A 13,849-nucleotide genomic window follows, 5' to 3' on the forward strand; every position below is an offset into this window, starting at 1 on the left:
AGAGCGTGAGGACGTGATGCTGTTCAAGGACAGACGTCATTCCCTAACAGCAGGCAGGTACTGAATCAATTTAACATTCCGCAAAGCGGCTTAACTGCGCTCATCACGAAAGCTAAGAAGCCGTTTAAAAAGGCTTCTCACCGTTACTGCCTTAAGCGGTGCGTACACTACGGACTTAGCCTTACTTTTGATCAGCCCTGGCTAGCTATGAAACGCTTGCAATTTCTTATTTTTTTCTAGCAACCCTACCGCATAGCAAGCGTTAATAAAACTCACTGCTTTCTGCTTGGCAACACCCGTATGAGAGAGAATTGAGACTAGGGTTGCTGCCTGCTTAGTCATAAAAGCAGCTAGCCGTATTTCATCCAAATCATGTTGAAGTATGCCTAGATTAGGCCACTGTTTTAATTTAAATAAACTCTCTTCTCTCCAGCCTGGGAGGGGCCGCCCAACGGACCCTTCAAAAGCGGCCAACCAGATTAAACCCTGTAAGGAACGGCTCTTTAGCTCGTCTTGAGCGATTTGTTGGGCCAGTAAATTTTTAGTTATTGCTTCAACCTGAATGCAAGACGACACACTGCCGCAAAGTCTTCGTAAAGTTCTCTCACTATCCGGGTAGAAATATTTCCAACCCGCAGGTTCCACATAGAGGGGAGCACTATCCTGGTACTGGAACCGTACCGGCTGTTTCTCTTCTATTGCCGACAGCAGCAAACCAAGAAAATGTTCTGCAGGCTCAAAACTCGGGCCAGCAAGCCTTTTCCATGGTTTGCTTTCTATAGCAGTAGAAGAAAAGGCTACTTCTCCCGTCTCCGTTTGTGATTTTCCCGCCACAGCCAGTAAATCGACTAAGTACCGGTACCGATAAGGTTTTTTTAAGTAATACTTGACTGCCTCGGTAGGTCCCCGGCGCGAGCACCATACCCGTATCGATTTTCGCGCCAGACCCTGATTGGCATTCCAAGCGACTCGTCCTGCTTCAGTATCCACATCAAACAAGACGACATTCGCCTGGCCCCCTTCCATAAGCGTCCAGATATCGTGAGCCCGTGAATTAACAAGACTCAGCAAAGACTGCAGTACCATGAGATCTCTGCGCTCAAATCCCTGGACGGACAAACAATAAGAGTTACTTTTATTCACAAACTTCTCATGGAAATCAAGCTACTTATAGATGCTACGCGTAAGAGTCATCGACCAGTATGGCTGAAAGTTTAGGTGCCTACTGGAGTTGTTTTTCTCTTTTAAGCCACTGTAAATAAAGGCTCACTTAATCTCTTCATAGACTGAGTTATAATGACCTTTTACCTCTTTCTAATAAATGCCCCATGAATTACTCACCGCTAACCGCTCTTTCTCCCATCGATGGTCGCTATGCTGATAAAGTGGATGATCTTCGTCCCATTTTCAACGAATATGGATTATTACGCTACCGAGTGGTGGTAGAAGTACAATGGTTGCAGCTACTAAGCGCCCACCCTGATATCCCTGAAGTCTCCCGGCTAAGCGATGAAGCTGAAGCTTTCTTGGCCGCCATTATGGACAGTTTTTCAGAAGCAGATGCCAAGCGCATCAAGGATATTGAAGCCACGACTAACCACGATGTCAAAGCAGTGGAGTATTTCTTAAAAGAGAGAATCAAGGGCCATCCGGAACTAGAGTCAGCCGGCGAGTTTATTCATTTTGCCTGCACCTCTGAAGATATCAATAATATGGCCTATGCCCTGATGCTCAAGGAAGCCCGGGGAAATGTGCTTCTCCCCCAAATAGAAACCTTGATCGCCACGCTCCGAACCCTTGCCCATCGCTATCACCACCTCCCGATGCTCTCCCGCACCCATGGCCAACCGGCTTCTCCGACCACGCTAGGGAAGGAAATGGCAAATTTTGCCCACCGCTTGGCGTTGCAACGCCACGCTTTAGAAAAAGTACCCCTCTATGGCAAAATGAATGGTGCGGTCGGCAATTACAACGCTCATCTCGCTGCCTATCCGGACATTGACTGGCCTTCTCTAGCTCATACCTTCGTCACTCAGCTGGGCCTCCATTGGAATCAATATACAACCCAAATTGAACCCCATGATTATATGGCTGAACTCTTTCAAGCCATAGTGCGCTTGAATTCAGTATTGCTGGATTTTTGCCGGGATATCTGGAGCTATATTGCTTTAGGGTATTTTAAGCAAAAAGCAGTAGCAGGCGAGGTGGGTTCTTCAACCATGCCTCACAAAGTCAATCCCATCGACTTTGAAAATGCCGAAGGCAATCTGGGGATAGCGAATGCGCTTTTTGAACACTTGGCCGGAAAACTGCCTATCTCCCGTTGGCAGCGGGATCTGTCCGATTCCACCGCACTGCGAAATCTAGGCGTTGGCTTTGCTCACTCCCTTATCGCTTACCGCTCGGCCCTCAAGGGAATCGGCAAACTGGAAGCAGATAAGGCCCGGATGGATTCTGATTTAGAAGCTAGCTGGGAAGTTCTCTCGGAGGCAATCCAAACCGTCATGCGCCGCTATGGGATACCTCAACCCTATGAGAGGCTTAAAGCCTTTACTCGAGGCCGCCCTATCGACCGAAATAGCCTTCAAGCATTCATCGAAAGCTTGGACTTGCCGATAACAGCTAAGCAGCAGTTGCTGGCGTTGACTCCACAAACTTATATTGGCCAGGCAGCACAGCAAGCAAAAGAAGTGTAATGGTTCATCGGGAAATGGCCCCGTAACCATAAGGAAAAAGTCCTTTATCTTAGCGCTATGGCAAACATTATTCTCGGATTAATGCTCGGGCTGAGTCTTTACTCCCCGCTTTCCTGGAGTCAGAGTGAAGAACTCGCCATCCTCCCCCTAAAGCACCGGCTACCCGAGCAGGTGATACCCGCCTTACGCCCTTTTATGGCCAAGGGTAGCGCCCTCCAAGCCGACAATAACCTTATTATTGTCCGCACCAACAAGGAAAATCTGGAGCAGATCAAAACTATCCTGGCCCAGCTTGACAAGCCATTGCAGCAACTGTTAATTACGATCAAGCAGTTAAGTAGCCGCGAGGCGGTACAGTTTCGCGCTGAAATAGCAACAATTAAAGAAGGAAATACCCCGGCGCCAGAACTTTCCCCTTGGCACCGGGAGCAAGGAAATTCGGGCTTCCTGGCTAATGGCCCTGATAGGAGTATTGCTTATCTGGCGGGAACCCGGACCCGGGATCAAGGCAGTAACACCCAGCAGGTGCGAGTCATGGAAGGACAAGCTGCCTCAATACGAACGGGCCACTCCATTCCCCTAGCCAATAGGGCTTGGCTGCTCCCAGGAGGACGGCTGCTTACTCAAAACTCAGTGTATTACCGCGATGTGGTGAGCGGATTTGAGGTGCTTCCCCACATCCATGGGGATGAAGTCACCCTGGATATTAGACCTTATCAAGCTAACCCAAGCAGACAGGGTGGGGGTCGTATCGCAATACAAAAGTTAGCAACACAAGTCTCGGTTCCATTAGGGCGGTGGCTGGAATTAGGTGGTGCTGATGGAAACCGTCAACAGCAAGGGCTTGGAACCTTCTACGGCACTCATTCCCGCAACGAGGAATTGCGCCATATCTTTATTCGCGCAGATAAAGTGAAATAAACACCCGTCAGTTTTAATGGGTCTGTTTTTTGAGCGCCTCAATACGCAGACGGAGCGCATTAAGCTTAATAAAACCTTCCGCATCCTGCTGGTTATAAGCACCCGCATCGTCTTCAAAGGTGGCGATCTCAGGGGCAAATAGACTGTCAGTTTCTGACCGGCGTCCTACCACTACCACATTACCCTTATATAGCTTGAGGCGTACCGTACCGTTGACCGTAACCTGAGACCCATCAATAAGCTGCTGCAATAAAGATCTCTCTGGAGACCACCAGTAACCATTATAAATAAGATTGGCATAACGGGGCATCAGCTCATCCTTTAAATGGGTTACTTCCCGGTCCAAGGTCAGGGACTCCAGCGCCCGATGGGCTTTGAGCATGATCGTTCCCGCTGGGGTTTCATAACAACCGCGGGATTTCATCCCCACATAACGATTCTCCACCAAATCCAAACGGCCAATGCCATGTTTGCTACCTAACTGATTTAAGCTCTCCAACACTTTAGCAGGACTTAGGACTTCACCATTAATGGCAACAATATCACCACAGCGGTAATCCAGCTCCAAATAAGCAGCCTGATCGGCAGATGCCTCTGGGGAAGTCGTCCAGCGCCACATGGATTCTTCGGGCTCAAACCAGGGATCTTCCAGAGGACCTCCTTCATAGGAAATATGCAACAGATTGGCATCCATGGAATAGGGAGAGCGGCCCCCCCGTTTGCCCTCTACCGGAATGCCATGAGTCTCCGCATAAGCCAGTAATTTCTCCCGCGAAGTCAGATCCCATTCTCGCCAGGGTGCAATAACTTGGATATCAGGCTGCAGAGCATAGACACCTAATTCAAAGCGTACCTGATCATTACCCTTACCGGTAGCACCATGGGCAACGGCATCCGCACCCGTGGCACTGGCAATCTCCGCCAAACGTTTGGCAATGAGAGGACGAGCAATAGAAGTACCCAGTAAATATTCTCCCTCATAGAGGGTATTGGCCCGAAACATAGGAAAAACATAATCCCGGCAGAATTCTTCGCGCAGATCCTCGATATAAATCTCCTTAACCCCTAAGGTTTCCGCTTTGGCCCGCGCCGGTGCCACCTCTTCCCCTTGGCCGATATCCGCGGTGAAAGTCACTACCTCGCAGTCATAAGTCTCCTGCAACCATTTCAAGATCACGGAGGTATCTAATCCTCCTGAATAAGCCAGCACGACTTTTTTTATTGTTGACATGGCCTCGTTTACTCCAAATAAAATATCTGAACTAAAAAATAAAGGAACGCTCCCTTGCTATCGCCGTTGGGTACGGCGCAAGCGCGAGAGTAAACGCCGTGCCATTTCTCCAAACATCTCGGTCTGGGTCGGATGGGGATGAATAGCGCGGGCGACCTGCTCCAAAGTCATGTTCCCCGCCACCATCATGACGGCTTCCCCAATCAAGGTATCGGCGTGATCTGCCAAGAAATGGACCCCGATAATACGGTGACTATCTTTATCTGCCACTATTTTAATGAGGCCCTCGGTTTCATTACTGATCATCGCCTTGGCATCAATGCGGATAGGCATTTTCACTTCCGCTGCATCTATTCCCCTTTCCTTGGCCTGGACCAGCGATAGGCCCACGAAAGCCGCTTGGGGACGGGTAAAAATTACCCCGCAATCCTTTTCCAACTCGTAGGCATGGGCCTCGCCTAAAATGGTAGCTGCTGCTACCCGCCCTTGCTGCGCTGCGGTATGAGCTAACATCAAACCGCCAATAACATCGCCCACTGCAAAAATATGAGGTTTGGAAGTCGTACATTGGGCGTCCACTCGAATGGCACCATTTTCCGTAGCCACACCCGCCTGGTCCAAGGCCAAGGGCTCTAGATGGGGTCGTTTCCCAGTCGCCATAATGACATGGTCCACTTCCAGCCGATGGCTAGCGCCCTCCCCATCATCAAAGCTAACTTCCATAGCTCCTGGTTGGCCGCTGATAGCCTGGACCTTGGTAGAGGTCTGCACCGTAAGTCGTGGATCGGCATTGAGCACGCCTGCCAGCAATTTACCCACTTCTGGCTCCACCTCGGCCAGCAACCGATCCTGGGCTTCCAGTAATAGGACTTCAGAACCAAAATCCTGGAAAATTTGTGCCATCTCCACGCCAATGGCCCCGCCGCCAATCACCGCCAAGCGTTTAGGGATCTGTTCCAGGCCCCAAACTGTGTCGGAGGTAAGCACTCCTCCTTCCCTCAAGCCTTCCTGTGCGCCAGGAATAGGCGGAATAAAAGGTGGCGCGCCGGTGGCGATCACGGCTCCGGCAAAACTTATTTTTTGGCTTGGAGAATTCGATCCAGGTTGAGTACGGCTAAAAGGATCATCACTATTGCCTGCGGTAACAACCTCAACGTGATGCTCATCGGCAAAACGGGCATGGCCCTGGATGAATTTGATTTTCATCCCCTTATCAGCTTTTAGCGCCATCTCGCCCCGAGATTGGAGCAGTTGGCGGCGAGTAGCCTCCAGCGTTTTCCAACTAAGCGCTGTGGGGGCCGTACCTTCCACTCCTAGCCGGGCATCATGGACTCGGTCCCGGATGCGATCAGCTGCTGCGCGCCAAGTTTTGGAAGGAATGCAGCCCCGCCACAAACACTCACCTCCCGGCAAAGGAGAATCATTAATAAGAGCAACTTTAAGACCGTGTTCCACCAATTCCCGAGCGCAATCCTCTCCTCCAGGGCCTGCGCCAATCACTACCACATCATAATCCCAGTCTCCCTCCAAGGGCAGGGGAGCTTTTGGCGATTTCTTGGGGGTTGGCACGGTACCGTCACCGCCACTACCGCTGATCCAGGTTTCCGGGTGCTCTACTCGCTCCTTGAAGGTATTCAGAAAACGGGCAGCATCGGCACCGTTGACAATTCGATGATCCGCAGTGATGGTTACGGGCATTCCCTGAGGGCCGGTGGTCGCAATCGCTAAAATGGCGGAGGTTCCCGGCGAGGGGATGGCATCAAAATAAGCCACCCCTAACATTCCCATATTGGAAATCACAAAGGTCGGATTGGAATACTCTTCCGGTTTTAACCGTTTAATCCGTGCCCGTTCCACCAGATCGATCCAAGCAGCGCTCAGATCGGCGATATCACGATGAGATGTATCCCGCAGTACCGGCACCACCAGGCCCATGCCTTCCGTTGCCACCGCCAACCCCACATCGATCTGCTCCCGCTCCAGAATTCGATCCTCATGCTGGTAAACGCTATTGATCTTAGGGTGTTCTTCAATGGCTAAAGCCGTTGCCTTAGCCAAAGCAACGGTCACCGAGCTCCCCTGTTTTTTAGCTGCCGCTACGAGTCGGGAGGGATCCACGTGAACCGTCGCTCGAAACAGGGGCATGGAAAGGGAGTACTCCATATTATGGGCAATCGCCTTTTCCATACTGTCCATGGGCCGGCCCGCACCTGGAAGCTTAAAGATACGCCGGGTCATCCCCTTGGCGCCCTCCCCACTCACCACATCAGCCGCCACGATAACATCCGCCGAACCACTGCCCTTAACTCCTGCCAGGTCAATGCCATGGGCACCAGCAAGCTGCCTCGCATAGGGAGTAGCACGGGTATGACTTGGATGGGGCGCAGGAGTTGCACCTTCCGGCATAGCCGGAATCCTGGTTTTGGGTTTAGAAGCGCCGGCAGGCTCAAACTTGGGCGGCTCATCAACCTCGGGCGCTGGCTTAGGGCTGGAATCAGCCTCGGTGGATACAACTTGTTCCGCCTCCGCTACTAAATAAGCGATAGGCTCACCGACAGCAACGACTCCATCCACGGGTAACTGAGGCCCAGAAAGATAACCCTCGCGGAATACTTCCACATCCATGATGGCTTTATCCGTTTCCACCGTTGCTACCACCGTACCACGCTCGATAAATTCGCCAATCTCTTTTTCCCAAGAAACCAGTACGCCCTCGGTCATGGTATCCGAGAGCTGAGGCATCTTAATGACGTAGGACTCAGTCATAAAATCCAAACCTAATTCTAATTATTCTGCCGCTAAACTTTTCCCAATACCTTAAGGGCACTCTGGTAGACATCCTTAGCATCAGGAATCGCAGCCTTCTCCAGGCTATAGTTGTAAGGCACCGGAACATCCGCTGCATGAACCCGTACTGGCTGGGCATCTAAAGCGAAGAAGCAATCCTCGATGATTCCAGCGATCACCTCACTGCCAACACCCACCGGCGCCTCATCTTCTTCGGCCACCAGAACCCGGTGGGTTTTTTCTATGGAGCGGCGAATGGTTTCCCGGTCGATGGGTTTAAGGGAGCGTAAATCAATAACCTCGGCATGAATGCCTTCCTGGGCCAATTTATCCGCCGCGGTTAAACACCAATGCACGCTATAGTTATAGCCTATAAGGGTAATATCCGTTCCCTCACGAACGACCCCGGCACCTTCCAAAGGCCGAAAAGTCTCCTCATCGGGCACTTCCCCTTTGAGGTTATACATACTTTCGTGCTCAAGAAAGATCACTGGATCGTTACAACGCACCGCAGATTTAAGCATGCCGTAGGCATCCAAGGGGGTACTCGGCGTGACAACCCGCAGACCCGGCGTTCCCATAAAGAGCCTTGATAACCGTGCCGAATGTTGAGCGGCAAGCTGGTGGGCCGTTCCCCCTGGAGTTCGCATTACGATAGGACACTGAGCGCGGCCACCCGACATATAACGGATCTTAGCAGCCGCATTGATGAGAGTATCCAGAGCCAGCAAGGCAAAATTAATGGACATGATTTCGATGATAGGCCGCATTCCGGCCATCGAGGCCCCAATTCCGATACCGGTATAGGAATTCTCGGAAATAGGGGTATCAATAATTCGCTCCTCCCCATATTTGCCGTAGAGGCCCAGGGTAACTTTATAGGTACCGCCCGCCACCCCAATATCCTCGCCCATGGCAATAACCAGGGGATCATGGGCCAGTTCTTCATCGTGGGCACGGCGCAGTGCCTCCCAGTAAGCCAGTTCAGCCATGTTATCCTCCTTGCCCCTGTAACGGCCCAATCCAGCGAGGATCGGGATTATCCTCCAGGACATACTTCGCCAGATCGGCTACTTTTGGCTCTGGACTCTCTTCCGCAAATTGGATGATATCATTGTCGATCTCACTCTGAACCGCCTGTTCCATGGCTTTGAATTCCTCCTCTGTTAATTCGCCCGCTTCGATTAGGCGCTTGGCTAGAATCTGAATGGGATCCCGCTGCATCCACTCCGCCACCTCTTCCTTGCTGCGGTAGGCTCCCGCATCCGACATGGAATGGCCCCGGTAACGATAAGTCAGAAATTCCAGGAAATAAGGTCCTGCACCACTACGCACATGGGCTATGGCAGATTGGGCTGCCTCCATAACCACCTCGATATCCTGACCAGGATGCTGGCTAGCGGGAATATTATAAGCTTCAAGGCGCTTGTATTGGTCAATCACGGCGGTTGATCGTTGAATAACCGTACCGATGGCATAGCAGTTATTCTCGCATACAAACAATACCGGCAATTTCCATAGGGAAGCCATGTTCATGGTTTCATGGAAGGTACCCTGGTTATTCGCCCCATCCCCAAGGAAGCAGACCGCGATCCGTCCTTCTTTCTGGTGCTTGCAAGCCAAGGCTAGCCCTGCCGCCAGGGGGAAGGGCTGGCCTACTAAGGCATAGCCCCCCATAAAACGCACGCTTGGGTCAAAGATATGCATTGACCCCCCACGCCCTCTGGAACTCCCGGTCTCCTTACCATAAAGCTCTGCCATAACTTCCCGCGCTGGTGCTCCCGCTTTGATAGCATGGATATGATCCCGGTAACCTGTAATAGCATAATCGAAGCCGACCCCTCGATCCGCTTGCACCATCTCGAGTACCCCCGTTGCCACCGCTTCCTGCCCCGAATAGAGATGCAGAAAGCCACCAACTTTACGCTCCATGTATGCCTCAAACGAGCGGTCCTCAAAGCGGCGGAAGAAAACCATCTCCCGCAGTAGCCGTTTACGATCAATTTTTCTCATGTCCCCTCTAGGTATCAATTCGTATCCTGGAAGAATTTTTATTCTAGTTAAGCGGGCGATCCGCTAACAAAGCCAAATATGATCTCTTTTTTTATATTAAGCGGTCAAGTTAAATTACCCTTAACAGAGCCGAGAGTCATTTAACTCTTTGTCTAGCATTCTCAACTCTGCTTCGGAAAATCCAGCCCGCAACCGCGCTTCACGATGCAGGGGACCACGGGTTTTGCCCTTGAAATAGCCATTCACTAAATCACGAAACGTAGTCTCGGCATTAAGTTCACGACTCTCACATAGGTAACGAAACCAATGGGAACCAATCCCAACATGGCCCACCTCGTCGCGCAAAATAATTTCAAGGATTAAAACTGCCCGCAAATCCCCCGCTTGTTGCAGCCGCTCTATCATGCCGGGAGTAACATCCAATCCTCGTGCTTCTAGTACACGGGGGACAAGGGCCATGCGCACTAAGGGGTCATGAGCCGTCTTTTGCGCCATCTCCCAAAGGCCGTCATGGGCTGGGAAATCCCCATATTCATGATTCATCGAATGCAAGTGATCCTGAAGGAGGCAAAAATGATAAGCTTCTTCCAGTGCAACCTGCACCCAATCATCATAAAATTCCCCAGGCAAATCATGAAAACGGCAAACGGCATCCCAAGCCAAATTAATTGCATTAAATTCAATATGAGCAATGGCATGAATTAATGCCGCCCGTCCCAAAACCGTGGTAAGTTTACGGCGGGGAAGCTCCCGCGGCGCCACTAGCGATGGCCACACAGGACGGCCGGGAATATCAGGCAAGCAACTCTTGGGAGGAAAACCAATCTGCAAGCATCCAGCTTTCCAAAGCTGCGCCACATCGCAGGTCACCTTGGTTTTTTCTTCCGGATCACAAACTTTCAAGCAATGTAAAGCTGCTTCGCCAAGGGTTGCTTTTCCCCATACTAGAGGCATAATATCCACTTTTATCCTTCAACTACCCCACCATTTTACTCGCTTCTTCACCTAAGAGAGAGTATCATTTATTCCGTTTACCCGCTTCGCTGCCAGGCTAGCATTCTGTGCCTCTAACAAAGTACTCGCGGAAATTCCATGTTTTTCTAATCACTAGCGATAAAAGATAATGATACGACCCAGTGCTTTTAGCTACGAAGATCTCTTACAATGCGGCCGCGGCGAAATGTTTGGTCCCGGCAATGCTCAACTGCCTATGCCTCCCATGTTAATGTTTGATCGCATTACTTATATTAGCGATGAAGGTGGCGCTTTCGGCAAGGGAGAAATTAATGCTGAAATGGAAATCAAGCCTGACTCGTGGTTCTTTAATTGCCATTTCCCGAGCGACCCCGTGATGCCAGGTTGCTTGGGCCTGGATGCCATGTGGCAGCTCTTGGGCTTCTATCTTGCATGGCGCGGTGGCCCTGGCCATGGTCGCGCCTTAGGTTCAGGAGAAGTGAAATTCACAGGCCAGGTCACCCCTAAAAATAAATTGGTTACCTACCATATTAATCTCAAGCGCGTGATTATGCGCAAGCTAGTTATGGGCATTGCCGATGGCATTATGGCGGTGGATGGCCGGGAAATCTATCTCGCTAAAGATCTTCGGGTCGGCCTGTTCGTCTCAACGGATTCGTTCTAGCATTTTACCATCTAAGCCTTTAAAAAGGCCTTCAATTACTTAATGCTCATTGCAATTCTATCGCATCATTTGTATTTTGTGATGTATTGCACACCGTCTCCTGCAATATGGAATTATAAGAGCAGTACTGGCTGAAACCATACAATTTAGTAATTTCCATTGCTGCAGGTACCCATGATGGCGACAAACGTCCATTACCTTGATGCCTCACCCACAGGGGCCGATAAACAAACACAGTTTCCGGCTCACCAAATTACCGAGCGCCTTTGTTCTCAAACACTCGAGCAATTTAAAATTCTTATCGAGGATACCTTTGGAGCAATTGACGATATTTTTTTCAAGCGGGCCGAGAAAGCAATAAATAATAGTGAGCAATCTGCCTACCTAGATGGCATGCGCCTAGTACGAATGCAGCAAACAGCTATCAAACGCACCTTTCTCAATGACATCAGCAGCCGCTTTGATAAATTTCTCGAACAACCACTCCCTGCCCCAGTAGAAAAGTCGGTTAAGCCTGGCTTCATTGTTCCTGATGGGCTTTCACTAGTAGAGGATAATCAACTAGAAGAAAGCTTAGCTCTTACCGGCATGGTTGCCAGAGCAAGAACCTGTTTCTCGCTGCCCTTATCTCAATTAGAAACTCGCCTAGCTTTTCTTATTAATCGCAAAAGTATTGATTCACATTCCAATTCCGTTGACCCTGAAATAATCGCTAACGCCTTTGATGGAGCCATTCGAGATCTCGAGCTTTCTCTCGAGAATAAACTTATTATTTTTAAACTCTTCGACCAGCATCTAATAAGTCATGTTGGAGAACTCTATAAAAAATTGAACCTGCTTCTCATCGATGCCGATATATTAGCAGAGTTTGCGCAAAACCCCTGGCTCCATCATCAGCAAAATCAAAAAAGAGAACACATAGGCAGCGCCCATCTGCTTAATACCCAGGAGCAAGGTCCAACGGTAACTTCATGCCCATCAGCGGTAAACGCAAATACTGGTCCCTTAGATTTATTTCAATTAATGCAGCAGTTCTTGAATGCTTCTGCCTCATTCAAACATATTCAACACGATACTCCACTTGTATGCGAGGAACATCAACCTGCTTGGAACGCGGAAAAGCTGATTAACGCTTTGTCAACGGTCCAAAATAAGGTCGAAAAGGAAGAAAAGGCATCGCTAAATTCCCCTCCCTCTTACCTTAACAAGGATAATCTCAAGCAACGAATTATCAGGATAATCAAGCAATCCTCGTCAGAACAAAAATTAGAGAGCTTCGGTCGCAACGAAGATAATGTAATCGATATTGTCGGTATGCTGTTCGATTTTATCCTTGACGACCAGGGAATACCGGATACTATTAAAGCGCTGATTGGGCGACTCCAGATTCCAATGCTCAAGGTAGGTATCCTGGACAAAACTTTCTTTAGCAAAAAGCAGCATCCAGCACGGATGTTATTGAATGACCTAGCAAGAGCAGGAACAGGATGGAATGAAGATGATTCCATAATCCAGCAGGGAATTTATGCTCAAATGAAGCATACCATCAACCGGATTCTCAATGAATTCGATGACAATATTTCAATTTTTGTGGAACTCCAGAAAGAATTTTCAGAATTTCTTAGCGCAGAGCAGAGTAAAACAAAAATTATTGAAGAGCGTACTCAGCAAGCTGAAGAAGGAAAATCCCGAGTTGCAGAAGCACATATTCAGATACAAAAAGAAATAGAGACTCGCGCCCAGGTCAGTAGATTACCCGAAACGATGACCGCTTTGCTGCATCAAGTTTGGTCTAAAATTCCACTGCTCGCCTATCTCAGAGAAGGACCTAACAGCAAGGATTGGCAACAAAACATAGCCACCCTCGATAAATTAGCCTGGACGCTAGTTCCTAAACAGACAGGAGAAGAAAGAAAAAAACTTCTAATCACTATACCAGGTTTACTGCAGGAACTACGCCTCGGTTTTAGTCAGGTGCAGTGCAATCCAATGGATACCGTACGGTTTTTCAAAACCCTGGAGGCATGCCATATCAGTTGCATTCGCGCCTCATCTCACAGGGATTCCCATTTTACCGAAAAACAGATAACAACTGCGACCAACTCCAAGCATCTAACCCTAAATGCAGACCAATCAAAACCGGCTCTTTCTCCTAGGGATCAACCTAATTCTAGATCGAGAGAAGAGACTCATGATATTCCACTTTCTTCGCCCATCAAACAGAAAAGCGGCCCTCCCTCTCCTGAAAAGGATAAATATCTGCAGGAATTAGCGGCTGTACCTCTCGGAAGTTGGTTTTTATTCACCCATCCCAAAAAGCAGAAACGCCGTGGAAAACTTTCCATTCGGATCGCTGGAGGCGGCAATTACGTTTTTGTCAACCGTGCGGGCGCCAAGATACTGGAGCAATCCGCTTCGGATCTTGCACAAGGAATGCGGCTAGGCCATATTAAAATACTGGCTGACGACTTAATCTTAGACCGCGCCCTAGACTCCGTTTTAAAGAGCCTCCGTCAAATGCACGATAGTTTGTTATAGGATATAACTCTAGTTTAAAATTTA

At 49.5% G+C, this 13,849-nt stretch carries 10 protein-coding genes; 4 read left to right on the forward strand and 6 right to left on the reverse strand.

What is annotated here, in order from left to right; genetic code table 11:
• Positions 1–201: 201 nt before the first annotated feature.
• Positions 202–1,143: a hypothetical protein gene (locus tag NOC_RS11265; RefSeq protein ID WP_147094489.1), complete on the reverse strand. Its 942-nt coding sequence runs from the start codon at positions 1,141–1,143 to the stop codon at positions 202–204.
• A 185-nt stretch (positions 1,144–1,328) separates the two neighbouring features.
• On the opposite strand from NOC_RS11265, the gene purB reads away from it, so the two are divergent.
• Together purB and NOC_RS11275 are read left to right on the forward strand one after the other, a co-directional pair.
• Positions 1,329–2,696: an adenylosuccinate lyase gene (purB, locus tag NOC_RS11270; protein ID WP_002810972.1), complete on the forward strand. Its 1,368-nt coding sequence runs from the start codon at positions 1,329–1,331 to the stop codon at positions 2,694–2,696.
• Between the two features lie 57 nt (positions 2,697–2,753).
• A complete protein-coding gene (locus NOC_RS11275; RefSeq protein WP_002811621.1) occupies positions 2,754–3,617 on the forward strand; it encodes a secretin N-terminal domain-containing protein in 864 nt (287 codons plus the stop codon).
• 13 nt (positions 3,618–3,630) lie between these two features.
• On the opposite strand, the gene NOC_RS11280 is transcribed toward NOC_RS11275, so the two are convergent.
• From NOC_RS11280 to NOC_RS11300, 5 genes are all read right to left on the reverse strand, one after another.
• Positions 3,631–4,848: an argininosuccinate synthase gene (locus NOC_RS11280; RefSeq protein ID WP_002809303.1), complete on the reverse strand. Its 1,218-nt coding sequence runs from the start codon at positions 4,846–4,848 to the stop codon at positions 3,631–3,633.
• 57 nt (positions 4,849–4,905) lie between these two features.
• Positions 4,906–7,614, reverse strand: a complete 2,709-nt coding sequence (locus tag NOC_RS11285; protein WP_011330862.1) for an FAD-dependent oxidoreductase — start codon at positions 7,612–7,614, stop codon at positions 4,906–4,908.
• Positions 7,615–7,646: 32 nt separating this feature from the next.
• A complete protein-coding gene (locus NOC_RS11290) occupies positions 7,647–8,627 on the reverse strand; it encodes an alpha-ketoacid dehydrogenase subunit beta (RefSeq protein WP_002809152.1) in 981 nt (326 codons plus the stop codon).
• 1 nt (position 8,628) lies between these two features.
• Entirely contained in the window at positions 8,629–9,648 is a 1,020-nt protein-coding gene (pdhA, locus tag NOC_RS11295; protein ID WP_002809236.1) for a pyruvate dehydrogenase (acetyl-transferring) E1 component subunit alpha, read from the reverse strand.
• Between the two features lie 120 nt (positions 9,649–9,768).
• Positions 9,769–10,602: a ferritin-like domain-containing protein gene (locus NOC_RS11300; RefSeq protein WP_172633689.1), complete on the reverse strand. Its 834-nt coding sequence runs from the start codon at positions 10,600–10,602 to the stop codon at positions 9,769–9,771.
• 169 nt (positions 10,603–10,771) lie between these two features.
• On the opposite strand from NOC_RS11300, the gene fabA reads away from it, so the two are divergent.
• Positions 10,772–11,287, forward strand: a complete 516-nt coding sequence (gene fabA, locus NOC_RS11305) for a 3-hydroxyacyl-[acyl-carrier-protein] dehydratase FabA (RefSeq protein WP_011330863.1) — start codon at positions 10,772–10,774, stop codon at positions 11,285–11,287.
• A gap of 177 nt (positions 11,288–11,464) precedes the next feature.
• On the forward strand, positions 11,465–13,825 hold the full coding sequence (locus NOC_RS11310) for a DUF1631 domain-containing protein (protein ID WP_244860132.1): 2,361 nt from the start codon (positions 11,465–11,467) through the stop codon (positions 13,823–13,825).
• The last annotated feature ends 24 nt before the right edge of the window (positions 13,826–13,849 follow it).

The sequence above is a fragment of the Nitrosococcus oceani ATCC 19707 genome (assembly GCF_000012805.1).
GTDB classification, from domain to species: domain Bacteria; phylum Pseudomonadota; class Gammaproteobacteria; order Nitrosococcales; family Nitrosococcaceae; genus Nitrosococcus; species Nitrosococcus oceani.